This window comes from Amycolatopsis sp. NPDC043889 (assembly GCF_056435645.1).
Genome location: NZ_JBWKEC010000004.1, coordinates 128,422 through 144,002 on the forward strand (window position 1 = coordinate 128,422; position 15,581 = coordinate 144,002).

Sequence of the window (15,581 nt, forward strand, 5' to 3'; positions counted from 1 at the left end):
AGGGTAGGGAAGGAGGCCTTCACGGACTCGCGGGTCAGCCCTTCAGCGCCTCGGTCAGCTTGATCCGGCTGCCGACCCGCAGGACGCTGTTCTGGTAGATCCGCGCGCCCAGCCAGGTGAACAGGGCGATGGCGCCCACGCTCAGGCCCAGCGACAGCGCGATCTCCCACGTCTCGACGGTCCCGGCGGCGATCCGGGCGGGCATCAGGACCGGGGAAAGCAGCGGCACCAGGGAGAGCACCTTCGTGCCCGTGCCCTCCGGCGCCTGCGCCAGCAGGTTGAATCCGACGACGAAGCCGAGGATCAGCACGATGTTGACCGGGCCGATCACGGACTGGGTGTCCTCCTGCCGGGAGACCAGCGAACCCATGGCGCCGTAGACGGTGGCGTACAGCAGGAACCCGAGCAGGTACCACAGCACACCCCACAGCAGCGCGCTCGTCGCGACCCCGGACAGCGTCAGCACGTTGGTCGCCGACGCGACGACGAACCCGGCGCCGCCGATGATCACCAGCTGCGTCAGCCCGACCAGCCCGAGCCCGATCACCTTGCCCAGCAACAGATGCCACGGCCGGACCGTGGACAGCAGGATCTCCACCACCCGGCTGGACTTCTCCTCGACCACGCCCTGCGCGACCAGCGTCCCGTAGGTCACGATGCTCATGTACAGCAGCACCGCCACGATCAGCCCGATCACCATCCGCTGTGACTTCTCCGGGTCCGGCGGTTTGATCGAGTCGACCTCGACCTGGGTCTGGTGGACCGTGCGCATCACCTCGTCCGGCGACTTTTGGGCCTCGGAAAGGATGCCGTTCAGCACTTCCTGCTGGGACACGCCGTTCAGCAGGGAACGCAGCTTCGTGTCCAAATCGGACTTGACGAGCACTTTCAGCTCGGTGGCGTTGCCGGACAGCAACGCGTCCAGGTCGCCGTTCTCGACCTGAGACCGGCCTTGCGCCGGATCGGCGACGGTGACGGTCTCGATCTTCTCGCCGATCGCCTCGCCCGCGGTCTTGAGCTGCTGCGCGATCCCGGCGGTCTGGCCGGTGAGCCCGACCTTGCTTTTGTCCTCGTTGCTGATCAGCGTGGACTGCAGCAGGACGTAGCCCATCAGCATGACCAGCAGCACGGCGGTGCCGACCACGAAGGACCTGGTGCGCAGCCGGGTGTTCAGCTCGCGTTTGGCGATGAGCCAGACCGCGCGCCACGAAGATACGGTGTTCATGCGGAAACTCCCTGTGCCGCCGGCTTCTCGGCGACCGCGTCGCGGAAAAGCTCGGTCAGCGAACGCCTGCGTTTGGTGAACTCGGTGACCGGGCCGGTGGCCAGCGCCGCGGCGAGCACGGCCTGATCGTCGGCGCCCGCCTCGAGTTCGAGGATCGTCGTCGAGCCGTTCTGCTCGACCGTCCGGACACCGGGAACGGACGCGGCCCAGCCGGGCGCGGCGGCGGGCGCGGTGACGACGAGACCGTTGCCCGCACCGGCGGTCAGCTCGCCGACGGTGCCGGAGGCGACCATCCGTCCACTTCGGATGATGCCGACCCGGTCGCACAGCCGCTCGACCAGATCGAGCTGGTGGCTGGAGAACACCACCGGCACGCCGGTCGCGGCCTTCTCGCGCAGCACGCCGCTCATCACGTCCACGGCCAGCGGGTCGAGGCCGGAGAACGGCTCGTCCAGCACCAGCACCTTCGGATCGTGCACCAGCGCCGCGGCGAGTTGCACGCGTTGCTGGTTGCCGAGGCTCAGCTTCTGGACCTCGTCCTTGCGCCGTTCGGTCAGCCCGAGCCGGGCGATCCAGTTCTCGGCACTGCGGTGGGCGTCGTTGGCCGACATCCCGTGCAGCTCGGCGAGATAGACCAGCTGCTCCAGCACCTTCATCTTCGGGTACAGGCCGCGTTCCTCCGGCATGTACCCGATGTGCGTGCGGGTCTCGTGGGTGATCGGGGCGCCGCCGAAGCGCACCTGGCCGGAGTCGGCCGCGAGCACCCCGAGCACGATCCGCATCGTGGTGGTCTTGCCCGCGCCGTTGCTGCCGACGAAGCCGAACAGCTCACCGGGCTGGACCTCGAAGCTCACCTCGTCCAGCGCCACCTTCGCGCCGTAGCGCTTGGAGACCTTGTCGATCTCCAGCTTCCCCTCGCTCATTTCCACTTCCCCTCTTCGAAATACCGCACCAGCGCCGCGAATCCCCGATGGACGCCGGAAACCGTGCGGTTCCGTTCGATCAGCCCGTCCAGCTTGACGTTGCTCACCACCGAGCTGGCCCGGTACACCAGGACCGCCCGGCCCGCGCCGGCGAGGACCCCACCCGCCACCAGCACGACGGCGACCACGCCGATGGACATCTTGTGCCGCTTCTTGTCCCCGGTCATGCCGGAGCCACCCCCTCGAAGTCTTCAGGGTCATCGTCCGGCAGCCGCCAGGCGAGCCACAGCGCCGGTAGCGACGTCCCGAAGACGAACAACGCCGCTGTCATCGCGGACAGCAGCGAACCGGAATCCGGTTGCCCCGCCGCGTAAAGCCCGTACCCGAGATCCACCAGCATCAACACGCAGATCCCCTGGAACGCAGCGTAGTGCGCGCGGTTTCGCAGCAGCAGCTCGCGTTCGTCGAGATCCTTCGCCGCGGAGCCGGGTCTGCCGACGGCCTTGCGCAGCACCGCCGCGGTGCCGACGCAGAGACACAGCCCGGGCCCCATCAGGCCAACGGCGAACCACAAGGTCGGCTCGCGCAGCAGGGCGGCACCGGCGATCACGACCAGATGGCCGATCACGGCCGCGGCGGCGAGACGACGGCGATCCGATCGCGTGCGGGTGGTGGTCATGCGGGGAGCACCCCTTCGAAGTCTTCAGGGTCGTCGTCCGGCAGCGACCAGCCCAGGATGACGGCGGACACCGTGGTGCCGGTGATCAACAGCGCGCAGGCCATCATCGCGCCACCGGCCTTGGGGCCGGGGGCCAAGAGGCCGTAAAGCACCGCGAACAGCATCAGGGCCACCAGGATCTGGTAGCTGACGTAGGTGACGCGGTGGCGCATTTCCCGCTCGCGTTCGTCGAGCCGCATCGAGAACCCGCCGCTCATCTTGCCGGTGAGGATCCGCAGCAGGTACTGGGCGCCGCCCGCCACGACGCCCCCGCCGAGCCAGCACACAAGGAAGGTTCCTGTCTGCCCTGCCTGATAGAAGACCGCTCCGGCGATCAGGATCAGATCGCCGGCGACCACCAGCACACTCAACGCTCGCCGCCGTTTCCGCGTGCGCCAGGTCGGCAGCTTCAGCGCTCGCTTGCGTTCCACCTCGTCCAGCCGTTCCTGCTGGCGCTCCCAGTACGCCGCGAGGCGGCCTCGCTCCTCGCTCATGTTCCCCCCTCCCGGTAGACCTGAGTGGACAGCGGCGTGAACGGTTCGCGGCTGAACACGGCCTCGACCGGGAGGTCGAACACCGCGCAGATGCGGAACGCCAGGTCCAGGCTCGGGTAGTGGTCCCCTCGTTCGAGCGCGCCGATGGTCTGCGGGTTGACCTCGACGGCCGCCGCGAGGGCGGCCCTGCTCAGTCCGCGCTCCGCCCGGAGCACGGGAAGCCGGTTGTAGATCGGCAGCTCTTTGCCGCGTCTGACCGGGCTCATGGAACATACTGTTGCAAAAACCCAACGACCCGTCAAGTTGAGGGCGCGCTTCACCGCATTCAGAGGACTAAATGCGGGAGGGTCAGGAGAGGCCGGCGAGTGATTTGTCGACAAGGTCCTGGACGCGGCCGCGGGCCGCCTCGGCGTCCGGGGTGACCAGGCCGAGCCGGGTGCGGCGCTCCAAGACGTCCTCGACGTCGAGAGCGCCCTCGTGCCGCACGGCCCAGACGACTTCCGCCGCGCTGATCTCCGTCCCGTCGAACAGGGGCAGGCCCAGTTCCGGATCGACCTCGCCGAGTGCCGCGACCCGCGGTGCTTCGGTTCCGTACTTCGCGACCAGCCGCGCTGGCGCGTCCACAGTGGACAGGCGGCTTCGCGGTGTCGCGCCGAGCAGGGGAAGCCTGGACGTGGTCGACGGCCCGGCGAGGAGCCCGGACCGTTTCAGCGCCGCGTCGACGGCGTCCTCGGCCATCTTCCGGTACGTCGTCAGCTTGCCGCCCACGACGGTGAGCACGCCGTCGGCGCCGGTCACCACCGCGTGCTTGCGCGAGAGGTCCGCGCTGCGCCCGCCGCCGCCCTCGACCAAAGGCCGCAGCCCGGCGAACGAACCCGCGACGTCGGCGCGCGTCAGCGGGCGGGTGAGCGCCATCGACGCCACTTCGAGCAGGAAGTCCACATCGGACTCCGGCACGGACGGCACCCGGGGGACCGGCCCATCGGTCGGCTCGTCCGTGACCCCGACGAACACCCGGCCGTCCGGTTGCGGCAGCAGGAAGACGAAGCGGTTGTTCTCGCCGGGAACGGGCACGTTGACCGACGTCGCGCCGATCCGCGCCGCTCCTGAGGCCAGGATGAGGTGTGAGCCGCGAGAAGGTCGCAGCCGCACCGACTCCGCCAGTTCTCCCGCCCAGACGCCCGTCGCGTTGATCACCTGACGGGCGCGGATCTCGATCTCCTGCCCGGTGAGCCTGTCCCTGGCCAGCACCGATTCCGCGTCGAGCCGGAGTGCCTCGACCTTCGTCAGGATCCTCGCGCCGCGTGACGCCGCCGTGCGGGCCAGGTTCACGACCAGGCGCGCGTCGTCGGTCAGCGCGCCGTCGTAGGCCAGCAGCGCGCCGCGCAGGCCTTGAGGGGACAGGCCGGGTGCGAGCGCCAGCGCCTCCGCGGCCGGGACCGACCTCGGCCGCGGCAGCACCGACGCCGGGGTCCCGGCCGCGCGGCGGAGGCCGTCACCGGCGACGAGGCCGGTCATGATGAACGCCTGCTGGCCGCGGGAGGTCTTGCGGTACATCGGGAAGAGCTGCGGGATCGCCCTGGTGAGATGCGGGGCGGTGCGGGTCATCAGTATCCCGCGTTCGACAGCGCTTTCGTGCGCCAGCGCCAGATCGCCCTTGGCCAGATACCGGAGGCCGCCGTGGACGAGCTTGCTGGACCAGCGTGACGTCCCGTATGCCAGGTCGTACGCCTCGATCAGGGTCACCGAGAGGCCGCGCGCGGCCGCGTCCAGCGCGATCCCCGCGCCGGTGACACCGCCGCCGACCACCACCAGATCGACCCGCTCGCCGCCGGCCAGCGCCGTGAGTTCCCGGTCGCGCCGCAGGGCGTTGAGCGAGCCCGGCGTCACGGCCGCAACGCCGCGTCGAGTACGTGGGCGAATTCCGCCATCAGCTCCTTCTCGTTCACGTCCGCGGTGGCGGGGCGGTACGAGAACGCGAAGGACTGGATGAGCAGCAGCAGGGTGCGTGCCTGCGAAGGCAGGTCGCCCTTGCGGATCGAGCCGTCTTCGTGGCCCGACTTCAGCAGGTGCAGGATCACGCCTTCGGCGAAGCGCTGGGTCTTCCCCAGCCGCTCGACGATGTAGGGCAGGACCAGTTCGGAGTCGAGGTCCAGCAGGGTGCGGAACAGCGGGTCGCCCGACAGCGCGGCGACGGCGGCGGACGAACTCTGTACGAGCTTCTCGCGGAAGTTGGCGGGCTCGACCTCCGGCTCGGCGGCGCCCTGGAGCAGGCCGCCGAACTCGCGGGTCATGAGGGTCGCGAGCACGCTGCGCACGTCCGGGAACCGGCGGTAGACGGTCATCCGGCTGACCTTCGCGGTACGGGCGATCTCGGCGAGGGTGGTCCGCCTCACGCCGACGGCGAGCACGCACTTCTTCGCGGCGTCGAGCAGAACGTCGTCGGACACACGCGTGGAGGCCTGGCGGGATCGGGTGTCCGCCAGCGCCGAAACGCCTGTTTCCGCAGGTGAGTGACGTTTTACGTCCATATGTAACACTGTAGTCGTGACGGAGCTTATTGACCACCGGTTAAGACGATCCTGGACGCCCGAAGGCGGTGACGCGGCCCACCTTCCGGCGAAGGCCTTGCGGTGGCTCGTCCAGCGTATCGGTCCGCTGGGCTCCGCGGCGCCCCTCGCGCCCGATTCGGCGCTGTCCGTTCCCGATTCGGTGCTGGGCGAACAGCCGAAACGAGACCTCGAGGAACTCGTCGGTGCCGACCAAGTCCTGCTGGCGCCGGGGGAACGGCTCGCGCGGGCGAGCGGTCTGTCCTATCTGGACCTGGTGCGGCGGCGCGGGTTCGGTGATTTTCCGGTGCCGGACGCCGTCGTCCTGCCGGAGAATCCCGCCGAAGTCCAGTCGGTACTGGAAATCTGCGCACGGCACGACGTCGGCGTCGTCCCGTTCGGCGGCGGGACGTCGGTGGTCGGCGGGGTCGCGGCGCTGCGCGGGGACAAGAGCGCGGTGATCGCGCTCGACCTCACCAGGCTCGGCGAACTGGTCTCCGTCGACCCGGTCTCCCGGATCGCGGTCCTGCAAGCGGGCGTCACCGGCCCGGAGGCGGACCGGCTGCTCGCCGCGCACGGTTTCACCCTCGGGCACGTTCCCCAGTCCTACGAACGCGCCACCATCGGCGGATTCGCCGCGACCCGGTCCGCCGGGCAGGCTTCGTCGGGTTACGGCCGGTTCGAGGACATGGTTTCGAGTGTCCGGCTCGCGACTCCGCGCGGGGAATGGAAACTCGGCGTCGCGCCGGCATCGGCCGCGGGACCCGACCTGCGGCATCTGGCCATCGGCAGCGAAGGCGCGCTCGGCGTGATCACCGAGGTCGCCCTCCGGGTCCGCCCGGTGCCGGAGGTGCGGCGCTACGAGGGCTATGTCCTCGACGGCTGGGAGAAGGGCACCGCGGCGGTCCGCGAACTCGCCCAGCGGCACGTGCTCGCGGACGTCACACGACTGTCCGATGTAGACGAAAGCGAGGTTTCGCTGGCGCTCAACGACAGTCTGAAGACCAAGGCGCTGCGCCGGTACCTCAAGGCGCGGGGAGTGCACGCGCCCTGCCTGCTGATCGTCGGCTGGGAAGGCGCGTCGAAGCGCGCGGTCGCCCGGCGTCGTCAGGAGACCACCCACGTGCTGGAGGAGTTCGGCGCCGTCCGCATCGGGGCCGCGCTCGGTGAATCCTGGCGTCGCGGCCGGTTCTCCGGACCTCGGCAACGGGACGCCTTGATGGACAACGGTGTCTGCGTCGAAACCCTCGAAACCGCCGCGTACTGGACGGAACTGAGCGACCTGCGCGACGCCGTCCGCGCCGCGCTCACCGCCACGCTCGGCAACGCCATCATCATGTGCCACGTTTCGCACGCGTACGAAACGGGCGCGTCGCTGTACTTCACCGTGCTCACCGCCCGTGACGAGGCCGACCCGGTCGGCCAATGGCAGCGGGCGAAGGCGGCGGCGTCGGAGGCGATCACCGGGATCGGCACGATCTCGCATCACCACGCCGTCGGCGTCGACCACGCGCGCCATCTGGCGGCGGAGATCGGCGAGATCGGCGTCGAAGTGTTGCGAGCGGCGAAGAAAGCCGTCGACCCGACCGGGATCCTCAATCCCGGGAAGCTTCTCTGAGCCTGTCGGTGGAGCTGAGAGACTCTTTCGGAAAGTGACTCGACGCGTGAACCCGCCCGGCCGAAGGCTCCGCTATCGCGGTGGCAGGGCGCCTTCGGCACCTTCGTGAGCTGGACGGTCAAGTCTCGCCCTGACGACGTCGATCGCGGACGCGGGTTCACCACCAGATCCGCTGACCAGCGTCCCGGCCTCGACCAGCGTGCAGTCCAGACCGTGCGTTTCGGCGGGGATGCCTTGCAGTGCGGCGGCGCGGCGCTGTTCGAGGTCGGCGACGCGGATATGCCTGCCGTCCACCAGGATCGGCAGGCGGATGTCCGCGGCGCCGACGTACGCCACGACGTCGTCGAGCACGGTGCCGTCGTCGAGGGTGATGGCCGGGGCCGTCAGCCGCACCAGGTTGTAGCGCTGTCCTTTGCCCTCGCATTTGTCGAGCACGGCCAGCTGGCCGGGCGTCGCGAACCAGACGGCGTGCTCCTCGACGACGCCCGGCGCGGCGGCGAGCGTCGCGGGCCGTTGCCCGTCCCGGAACCGCAGACCGGACGCCCAGACCGCGGCGAGGTCGGTGCAGCGCGCGTGGCAGACGACGACCGGACCGGTCAGGCCCATGTTCTCCCGCAGCCAGGTGATCTTTGACGGGCACGCGTTCGAACCGTAGGCGAGCACGGCCTGGCGTTCGCGCCAGCCCTCCGGCGCGGTGTCGAGGCTGTGCCCGGCGCCGTCGAAGTGGACGAACGAATGCCCCGGCCGCGCTCCCGGATACGGATCGGCCGGGAAATCGGCGTCGGTGAAGAGCTTCACCACGTCACCACGCTGCGGAGGACGTCGCCGCGGTGCATGCGCTCGAAGGCCTGCTCGACGCCGTCGAGGGCGATCCGCTCGGTGACGAACTTGTCGAGCGGCAGCCTACCCTGGAGATAGAGGTCGATCAGCATCGGGAAGTCGCGTGAGGGCAGGCAATCGCCGTACCACGACGACTTGAGCGAGCCGCCGCGCGAGAAGAAGTCGATCAGTGCCACGTCCAGCCGCATGTCCGGGGTCGGGACGCCGACGAGCACGACCGTGCCCGCCAGATCGCGGCCGTAGAACGCCTGCCGCCACGTTTCGGGCCTGCCGACCGCGTCGATCACGACGTCCGCGCCGAACGAATCGGTGAACTCCCGGATCGCCTCGACGACCTGCTCTTCGCTCAGCCCCTTGCTGTTCAGCGTGTGCGTGGCGCCGAAGTCCTTGGCCCAGGCGAGTTTCCGGTCGTCGGTGTCGACGGCGACGATGGTCTTCGCGCCGGCCAGGTTCGCCCCGGCGATCGCGGCGTCACCGACGCCGCCGCAGCCGATGACCGCGACGGAATCACCGCGGCTCACCGCGCCGGTGTTCAGCGCCGCGCCGAGACCGGCCATCACCCCGCAGCCGAGCAGCCCGGCGACGGCCGGTTCGGCGGCGGGGTCGACCTTCGTACATTGTCCACTGTGGACCAACGTCTTCTCGATGAACGCGCCGACGCCGAGCGCGGGCGACAATGCGGTGCCGTCGGCCAGCGTCATCGGCTGGGCGGCGTTGAACGTCGAGAAGCAGTACCAGGGCTTGCCCCGGCGGCAGGCCCGGCAGCTGCCGCAGACCGCGCGCCAGTTCAGGATCACGTAGTCGCCCGGTTCGAGGCCGGTGACGCCGTCGCCGACGGCCTCCACGAAGCCCGCGGCCTCGTGGCCGAGCAGGAACGGGAACTCGTCGTTGATCCCGCCCTCACGGTAGTGCAGGTCGGTATGGCAGACGCCGCACGCCTTGACCGAGACGACGGCCTCGCCGGGCCCGGGGCCGGGCACCGTCACGGACTCCAGCGAGACCGGTTCACCCTTGGCGCGGGAAACGACGCCTGGGACCTCGTACGGCATGCCCACCTCCGAGTCATTGACTTCGCAGCTTGCCACGAAGACGACCGGGATCGCGACATCCGCTCGGGTGGGGAACCTCCATCCATGCCCCCGCCGCCGCCCTCAACGGACGCGCCGCGCGCGCAGAATCGATTTAGTGCCCGGGCGTAATGATGTAAGCGACGCCGCCGGGACCACTGGAAACGCCGCCATTCGTGTTGTACCGCTTGGTGCGTTGCCAGATCGTCTCGAACTGGTGTCGTTTGTAGACATTTCGGACCCGGTCGTTGCTGTTGGCGGCCGGGTCGTTCGCGATCACGTCACCGTCCTTCGTGAAGCCGACGACGACCATGATGTGCCCGGCGGTGCCGTAGCCCGCGCCGTCGAGTTCCTCGGCCTTGAACGACTGCGACGTGATCACCGGGATGCCGCGCGCGATGTAGTTCTCGAGTTCGTTCAAGGAGTGCAAACGGGTGATGTGCCCCCGCAGTCCGAGTGAAGCGGCGTACGCGGTGTTGAACGGCCAGTTGCCTGTTCCGTCGTAGGCGTAGTCGAACGTGTAGCGGGCGGCGTACGCGACGGTCGGATCGACGTAACCCTCCGGGATCCACTTCATGTCCTCGGGCTTGGGCCGTTTGCCCCAGTACTCGGCGACCATCTCGGTGGACGTGGGGCTGCACCAGTTCTCGCCACCCCCGCCGTACTCCGGGAACTGTCCTTTGTGGAGGTTCTGCGCGTACGTGGGCACCTTGAGCTCGATGCCGGTGGCGCGGCCCGGTTTCGTGGCCTCGACCTCGAAGCGGTCCGGGACGAGCGACGTCATCGCGCCGACTGACGTCACCGACGGCGTGGCGCGGGAGCCGGCCTCGCGGTACAGGCTGACCCGCAGCTGGTACGAGCGGAGCGCGACACCGGCCTTCATGACCAGCGTGTCGATGTCGACCGCGGCGTTGGCGTCGCTCTGGCCGTCGACGCTGGTGCGTTTGATGTCGGCGTCCCCACTGGCCCACCGGCCCATGACGTACCAGGACGTCTCCGTGCCCGTGGCGGTGCGGCCCTTCGCCTCGACCTTGATCCATGTCTTCGCGGGCGTCTTCGCGTTCCACGAGGCGACCAGCTGCGAGGCGTCGAAGCCCTGCGTGTGACTCCTCGACGTCCACTGGCCGTATTCGTAGGTCTTCGTGGTGCCGAGCGTGGGTTCGGTGTGCTCGACCGTGCCGATCGGGCGGTCGATGCGCAGCGCGCCGTGGTCGAGGCCGAGCCCTTCGAGCCTGCCGTCACGGAAACCGTGGTGACCGGACCATTCGTGGTAGTCGATCGACTCGTCGTGCGGGCGGCGGGGTCCGGCCTCCGCCGTCTGTGCCGTCACCGCGGTCATCGTCGCGATCGTCAGCAGCGTGACCAGCCCTCGTATGCGCATCCCCGCTCCGTCCCTCGTGTCCACCCAGTAGGGAAGGGATTTTCGCCGGTCGCGCGAGGTATGTAAACAGTTACCCCCGATCGCACGAGTTCCGCCTCCAAGCACGTGCTCGCGTGATTGAAGGCGTAACTCGCGTGATCGAAGGCGGAACTCAGGCGAGCGGGTTCGGCAGGAGGAGTTCGGTGTTCTGGTCTTGGGCGGTACCGACGGCGGAAAGCGAGGCGTGGATGTCGTTGTACGAGAACTCCCGGTACAGTGACGCAAGCGCTTGCGTCGAGGTGTCCGAGTACGAAGCCGCGTAGGGGGCCTCCGCCTCGATCAGGGTCGTGAACAGCGACAATGTGCCGTCGGCGTTGTCGGCGACCTCGATGATCCGCGCGTGCTGCGGGAAGTCGATGTGCGAAGCGGTGTTGATCTCCCAGAAACCCTGCTTCGCGGTCTTGCCGGCGTGCGGGGTGATCTTGTTGTGGTGCGTGTGCCCGTTCACCCACGCGAGCACGTTCGGGAACCGGTGCAGCAGCGAGACGAACGTGTCGCCGTTGAGCCGGAGCTCCAGCGGGTGGCGCGCGTCCGGCAGCACGTTGCCCATGGTGTCGCTGGTGTGGTGGCTGAACAGGATGAACAGCTCGTCCGTCACGTTCTGCGTGACCTTGCGCCCGAAGAAGTCGTAGTACGTCGAGCTGTTGCGCTTGAGCGTGTTCTCCACCCAGGTGAACTGCCCGAGCCCGATCGATCCGTCGGCCAGCCCGGCCATCGTCGTGGTGTCGAGGCTGATGCCGGTGATCCCCGGCGCGATGCGGAAGGTGTAGTACACGTTCCGCCCGTCGGCGTTGTTCTCGCTGAACCCGTGGCCGACCGGGCCGGGTCCGGTGTTGGCGGAGTCGAGGTGGTGCCGCACGAACTCCGCGGTGCTGAAGGGCCGCCGTCGCTCGTCCGGGGTGACCTCGCGGATCGTGCCCGAGCCGCCGAACAGCTCCGTGACCGGGACGCCGGAGCCGGACCCGATCGCCTTGGCGAGCTTCCGCGACGTCGTCTCGTCCTTGCCGATCACCTTGAAGCGGCCGGTGTACCAGGCGTCCATCCCCGGCAGGTCCGGCACCGTGCCGACGATGCTGTCGTCGTGGTTGCCGAAGGTGCAGAACCACGGGACGTCGAGACCGGGCGAGGTGAAGGTGTTCGAGGCCGCGTCGAGCAGGCCGGGCAGCTGGGGGAAACCCTTCTTCGTGTACGCGTCGTCCAGCGTCTCGCCGGGGTTCCAGTAGTGCGAGGACCCGGACGTCTGGACGCCTTCGTGCACGTTCGGGTCGCCCGAGGTCGGGTTCACGGTGCCGCCGTTGAGCACCTTGAGGAACCATTCGAGCTCGATGAGTTCGTGGTTGTCGGTGTTGTCACCGGTGGTGACCATGAAGTCGATCGGCCGTCCGGTGAACGGCCCCGCCTTCAGGCTGTTCACCCGCTCGACCAGCGCTGTCGTCGCGACGGGGCCGAGGGTTTCCTGCGGCCGGTGCGCCGAGCCGACGAACGGGTGGAGGTACTCGAACCGCGCCGGGCTTTCGGCGTCGGTGAAGTGCAGGTCGGTGAACTGCGCGAAGGAGGCCATCGCGCGGCGACGATCGTCGCGGCCGGACTTCGGCGCGGCCAGGTCGCCTCGGACCACGAGCGGCCAGCCGGGGCCCGCGGTCAGCCGCGTGTAGCCCGGTCCGCTGGTCCGCGGGGCCGCCGCGGCTTCGAGCGTGGTGCCCGCGGTGCGCACCGCGCGGGTCGTGGTGCGCGCCAGTGCCCGGTCGAGCGCGTTGGCGGTGGGCGTGCACAGCAACAGGCCGACGCCGGCGGCGCCGGCCGCGGTGAAGGTGCGCCTCGAGATGACGGACATGGCGGTGCCCCCAGTCGTCGCGGATGGATGTCGCGGAAGGACGATGCCGGAAGACGTTAGCCGTGAGGTGAACGCCAGAAAAGGGTAATGCGAAAATTTGTCACGTTTGGCGGAATACCAAAGAAGCCAAGCGGGCTGGTTACGCTGGCCGCTTGGCGAGCGTGGGAGGTGGCCAGGTGGGTGCTTCGGCTTGGTCGGTCCGCGGCCGGTTCGACGGCGATCCGGAAGCGGCGCTGGACGCGATGAAGGCACGCGTCTTCGAGGAGGGCGACTACCTCTGGGAGGAGGACGAACTCGGCCGCCCGGACTCGATCGACGAGCTGTACGAGGTGGAGAGCGTCCAGGAGTCCGGGACCCATTCCGTGCTGGACGTCCACGAGTTCATCAGCGCCACGGGTGAGGACGACTTCGGCACGATCCGGCCCCTGACCGACGCCGAACTCGTGGCGGCCTTCGGTACCGAGGAGCCGTCCGTCGCCGACTTCGACGAACTCGACAAGGCGGGACGGCTGCCGTACGAGCGCCGCCCGCGCTGGAGCGCGAACTGTGCGCTGCTGTACGAGAACGACGTCGCCGTCGAGCTGGCGATCTGGGGTGTCTCCGGGGACTAAAGGTGAGCGCCGGCGGTTGAGGAGTTCGGTCCAGCGGGTCGTGAGTGGCGATTCGGGTTAGAACACGAATCGCCACTCACGACCCACGGGAGCCGAGCGTCGAGCCCGTCCAGGATCACCTCGACGCCCAGCTCGAACAGGTCTTCGCCGCTTTGCGTCGCGAAAGCCGGGCCGAGCCTGCTCGCATGGGGATAGGCCGCCAAACGATCGAGAAACCCCTCGTCCGGTTTCCGCGCGGGGAGGGTCTCCACCGAAGCCAGCACGTGTGCCGTGAGCAGTCGCGAGATCCCCGCGGTGTCTTCTTCCGAAAAGCCCGCGTCCAGCAGGATCCGCGCGGTCGTCTCGATATGGCCAAGCCGGTGTGGCCCGGTAGGTGGCCGCTCGCGCAGCAGTGCGGCCGCGTCCCGGTGACGCAGCAGCAGGGCGCGGAACTGGCGAAGCCCGCTCGCGAGCTGTTCACGCCACGGCAGGTCGCTGTCGATCTCGAAGGCGTCGGCGCAGATCGCCTCGGCGACGAGGTCCAGCAGTTCGACGGCGGCCTCAGTGATCTCTATCACTGATAGAGAACGGGGGAAGTGATGCGCTGGACAGCGAAGATCCGCCTGGTCGCGGTGCTGTGCTCGACCGTTTTCATCGTCGGGACGACGCTGCAGAATTACGTGATCATCGATCTGGACCTGATCGAGGCGAGCATGCGGCTCAAGGTGGTGGACACCGCCGGCGCGCCCGCGTATCTCGGCGCGTTGCGGCTGGTGGGCAACGTCTTCATCGTCGGAAACGCGCTCGGCCTGCTGGTGTGGTTCCGCCGGCGGTGGCTGTTCTGGCCGGTGCTCGCGGTCGACGTCGCACAGGCGTTCGGCGTGTACGTCGTGCCGTTCGAAGTGCACCGGGCGGCGATCGCCGAACACGGCTGGCCGGGTGTGCTCCCGTCCCTGATCACCGATGGCGGCGCGGTGATCCTGTCGATCGTGCTGATCGTCGCTTACGTGCGTTCGCGGCGGCTCACGCGGACAGGCGACCCAGTTCGGCTTTGACGGCCTCGACGGCGGCCTTGGTCTCGGCGACCGGGTCGGCGCCGTCGCGGGCGACCCGGCCCAGCGCGTCGACGAGCGCGGTGTTCGCCACCGGAGTCCACAGTGGACCGGCGGCACGGCCGTTCTCCTTGGCCAGCTTCGCGGCGTCGGCCGCCGCGGCGACCTTGTCGAGCACACTCAGCCGTGCGGGCAGATGGAACCCGAACCTGGTGGCGAACTCCTGCTGGAAGTCGGTGCGCTCCAGCCACAGCCATTTGACGAAGTCCTTGGCGGCGTTGGGGTTCAGGCTCTTGGAATGCACCATCGCGCTCAACCCGCTGACCGGGACGGACGGCGCGCCCGCCGCGTCGAGCCGAGGGAAGGCCAGGACACCGAAGTCGTCCTTCACCGTGTCCTGGATCTTGGGCAGGTTCCACAGCCAGGTCCACTGCATGGCCGTGAGCCCGTCGATGAACGGGAGCGGATCCGCCCAGTCCGTCGAAGCGCCCAGCAGCAGCGAACCGTTGAGCTCGTGGAGTTTCGCGAACACCGTGGCGGCACGCGGATCGTCGAAGCCGACGGATTTCCCGTCCTTGACGTAGTCGAGCCCGGCCGACCACAGCAGCGGCCCGGCGAGCACCGCCGCGCCCGCGTCGTTGCCGGCGAACAATCCTTTGACGCCGTCCTTGGACAGTTTCTTCGCCGCGTCGACGAGTTCGTCCAGCGTCTGCGGCGGCTGGACCCCGGCCTCCTGCAGGAAACTCTTGCGGTAGAAGAGGACCTGGGTGTCGAGTGCCTGTGGGATCCCGTAGACCTTGCCGTCGACCGTCTGCGCCGCCAGCACCGAGGGGTTGAAATCCCCGCGCACGGGCCCGATCACGTCGTCCAGTGGGACGAGGAGGTTCTGCCGGACGCGGTCGACGGTGACCTGGCCTTCGAAGATGTCGGGGACCGGGCCCGCCTGCAGCGCGGCGTTCAGTTTCGTCTCGTAGTCGTCGGGATTCCACTGCACCGCGACCTTGGACTTCTGGTACGCGGCCGCGTAGCGCGTGACGGCCTCCTGGACGCCGGCCTCGGGATACGGGTGGTACCACTGCGCGAGGTCCACCGGTTTCGGTTTCGGCCTGGTCACGCCGGCGGAGTAGGCCGTCGACGGCGGCGGGTTTCCCGTTTGGACGGTGTTGGATCCGCAGGCGGAGAGCACGGTCGTCCCCGCGAGCGCCAGGAACGTTCGCCTGTTTGTCTTACGCACCGACAAAACCCTTCGCC

The 15,581-nt window shown here is 68.9% G+C and carries 17 protein-coding genes; 3 read left to right on the forward strand and 14 right to left on the reverse strand.

All coding sequences use genetic code 11. The annotated features are described in order from the left end of the window. Positions 1–34 precede the first annotated feature (34 nt). From AC0685_RS10845 to AC0685_RS10880, 8 genes are all read right to left on the reverse strand, one after another. A complete protein-coding gene (locus AC0685_RS10845; RefSeq protein ID WP_478225333.1) occupies positions 35–1,225 on the reverse strand; it encodes an ABC transporter permease in 1,191 nt (396 codons plus the stop codon). Continuing rightward, positions 1,222–2,148, reverse strand: coding sequence for an ABC transporter ATP-binding protein (locus tag AC0685_RS10850; RefSeq protein WP_478225334.1), 927 nt, complete (start codon positions 2,146–2,148; stop codon positions 1,222–1,224). Before AC0685_RS10850 ends, AC0685_RS10845 begins: the two co-directional genes overlap by 4 nt. After that, positions 2,145–2,375 carry a hypothetical protein gene (locus AC0685_RS10855; protein WP_478225335.1) on the reverse strand — a complete coding sequence of 77 codons (231 nt, stop codon included), beginning with the start codon at positions 2,373–2,375 and terminating at the stop codon, positions 2,145–2,147. The genes AC0685_RS10850 and AC0685_RS10855 overlap by 4 nt, the downstream gene beginning before the upstream one ends. Next, the gene (locus tag AC0685_RS10860; RefSeq protein ID WP_478225336.1) at positions 2,372–2,827 is read right to left on the reverse strand and encodes a hypothetical protein; all 456 of its coding nucleotides are present in this window, start codon (positions 2,825–2,827) and stop codon (positions 2,372–2,374) included. The genes AC0685_RS10855 and AC0685_RS10860 overlap by 4 nt, the downstream gene beginning before the upstream one ends. After that, a complete protein-coding gene (locus AC0685_RS10865; protein ID WP_478225337.1) occupies positions 2,824–3,360 on the reverse strand; it encodes a hypothetical protein in 537 nt (178 codons plus the stop codon). The genes AC0685_RS10860 and AC0685_RS10865 overlap by 4 nt, the downstream gene beginning before the upstream one ends. Continuing rightward, positions 3,357–3,626, reverse strand: a complete 270-nt coding sequence (locus tag AC0685_RS10870) for a helix-turn-helix transcriptional regulator (RefSeq protein WP_034308595.1) — start codon at positions 3,624–3,626, stop codon at positions 3,357–3,359. Before AC0685_RS10870 ends, AC0685_RS10865 begins: the two co-directional genes overlap by 4 nt. 82 nt (positions 3,627–3,708) lie before the next feature. Next, positions 3,709–5,250 (reverse strand): glycerol-3-phosphate dehydrogenase/oxidase, encoded by a 1,542-nt coding sequence (locus tag AC0685_RS10875; RefSeq protein WP_478225338.1) that lies wholly within the window; start codon positions 5,248–5,250, stop codon positions 3,709–3,711. Then, positions 5,247–5,810, reverse strand: a complete 564-nt coding sequence (locus AC0685_RS10880; protein WP_478225544.1) for a TetR/AcrR family transcriptional regulator — start codon at positions 5,808–5,810, stop codon at positions 5,247–5,249. Before AC0685_RS10880 ends, AC0685_RS10875 begins: the two co-directional genes overlap by 4 nt. A gap of 97 nt (positions 5,811–5,907) precedes the next feature. Here AC0685_RS10880 and AC0685_RS10885 point away from each other — a divergent pair, with 97 nt between their 5' ends. Then, positions 5,908–7,527, forward strand: coding sequence for an FAD-binding oxidoreductase (locus tag AC0685_RS10885; RefSeq protein WP_478225339.1), 1,620 nt, complete (start codon positions 5,908–5,910; stop codon positions 7,525–7,527). A gap of 72 nt (positions 7,528–7,599) precedes the next feature. Here AC0685_RS10885 and AC0685_RS10890 read toward each other — a convergent pair whose 3' ends face one another. The 4 genes from AC0685_RS10890 to AC0685_RS10905 form a co-directional block, all read right to left on the reverse strand. Beyond that, the gene (locus AC0685_RS10890; RefSeq protein WP_478225340.1) at positions 7,600–8,328 is read right to left on the reverse strand and encodes a gamma-glutamylcyclotransferase; all 729 of its coding nucleotides are present in this window, start codon (positions 8,326–8,328) and stop codon (positions 7,600–7,602) included. Beyond that, on the reverse strand, positions 8,322–9,416 hold the full coding sequence (locus AC0685_RS10895; RefSeq protein ID WP_478225341.1) for an S-(hydroxymethyl)mycothiol dehydrogenase: 1,095 nt from the start codon (positions 9,414–9,416) through the stop codon (positions 8,322–8,324). The genes AC0685_RS10890 and AC0685_RS10895 overlap by 7 nt, the downstream gene beginning before the upstream one ends. 133 nt (positions 9,417–9,549) lie before the next feature. Continuing rightward, complete coding sequence (locus AC0685_RS10900; protein WP_478225343.1) at positions 9,550–10,815, reverse strand: C39 family peptidase; 1,266 nt, start codon at positions 10,813–10,815, stop codon at positions 9,550–9,552. A 151-nt stretch (positions 10,816–10,966) separates the two neighbouring features. Further along, positions 10,967–12,688: a TIGR03767 family metallophosphoesterase gene (locus AC0685_RS10905; RefSeq protein WP_478225344.1), complete on the reverse strand. Its 1,722-nt coding sequence runs from the start codon at positions 12,686–12,688 to the stop codon at positions 10,967–10,969. A gap of 161 nt (positions 12,689–12,849) precedes the next feature. On the opposite strand from AC0685_RS10905, the gene AC0685_RS10910 reads away from it, so the two are divergent. Further along, a complete protein-coding gene (locus AC0685_RS10910; protein ID WP_233621852.1) occupies positions 12,850–13,299 on the forward strand; it encodes a hypothetical protein in 450 nt (149 codons plus the stop codon). Here the strand turns inward: AC0685_RS10910 and AC0685_RS10915 are convergent. Next, positions 13,296–13,856, reverse strand: coding sequence for a TetR/AcrR family transcriptional regulator C-terminal domain-containing protein (locus tag AC0685_RS10915; RefSeq protein ID WP_478225345.1), 561 nt, complete (start codon positions 13,854–13,856; stop codon positions 13,296–13,298). The two genes, AC0685_RS10910 and AC0685_RS10915, sit on opposite strands and share 4 nt — an antisense overlap. Before the next feature lie 21 nt (positions 13,857–13,877). Here AC0685_RS10915 and AC0685_RS10920 point away from each other — a divergent pair, with 21 nt between their 5' ends. After that, entirely contained in the window at positions 13,878–14,333 is a 456-nt protein-coding gene (locus tag AC0685_RS10920) for a hypothetical protein (RefSeq protein WP_478225346.1), read from the forward strand. Here the strand turns inward: AC0685_RS10920 and AC0685_RS10925 are convergent. Next, a complete protein-coding gene (locus AC0685_RS10925; RefSeq protein WP_478225348.1) occupies positions 14,302–15,564 on the reverse strand; it encodes an ABC transporter substrate-binding protein in 1,263 nt (420 codons plus the stop codon). The genes AC0685_RS10920 and AC0685_RS10925 overlap by 32 nt on opposite strands. Positions 15,565–15,581: the final 17 nt, after the last annotated feature.

Bases quoted from the DNA above. Each gene is read 5' to 3' on its own strand.
- AC0685_RS10845 (WP_478225333.1), bottom strand. From the start codon at position 1,225: ATGAACACCGTATCTTCGTGGCGCGCGGTCTGGCTCATCGCCAAACGC.
- AC0685_RS10860 (WP_478225336.1), bottom strand. From the start codon at position 2,827: ATGACCACCACCCGCACGCGATCGGATCGCCGTCGTCTCGCCGCCGCG.
- AC0685_RS10920 (WP_478225346.1), top strand. From the start codon at position 13,878: ATGCGCTGGACAGCGAAGATCCGCCTGGTCGCGGTGCTGTGCTCGACC.
- AC0685_RS10905 (WP_478225344.1), bottom strand. From the start codon at position 12,688: ATGTCCGTCATCTCGAGGCGCACCTTCACCGCGGCCGGCGCCGCCGGC.
- AC0685_RS10850 (WP_478225334.1), bottom strand. From the start codon at position 2,148: ATGAGCGAGGGGAAGCTGGAGATCGACAAGGTCTCCAAGCGCTACGGC.
- AC0685_RS10855 (WP_478225335.1), bottom strand. From the start codon at position 2,375: ATGACCGGGGACAAGAAGCGGCACAAGATGTCCATCGGCGTGGTCGCC.
- AC0685_RS10895 (WP_478225341.1), bottom strand. From the start codon at position 9,416: ATGCCGTACGAGGTCCCAGGCGTCGTTTCCCGCGCCAAGGGTGAACCG.
- AC0685_RS10870 (WP_034308595.1), bottom strand. From the start codon at position 3,626: ATGAGCCCGGTCAGACGCGGCAAAGAGCTGCCGATCTACAACCGGCTT.
- AC0685_RS10900 (WP_478225343.1), bottom strand. From the start codon at position 10,815: ATGCGCATACGAGGGCTGGTCACGCTGCTGACGATCGCGACGATGACC.
- AC0685_RS10865 (WP_478225337.1), bottom strand. From the start codon at position 3,360: ATGAGCGAGGAGCGAGGCCGCCTCGCGGCGTACTGGGAGCGCCAGCAG.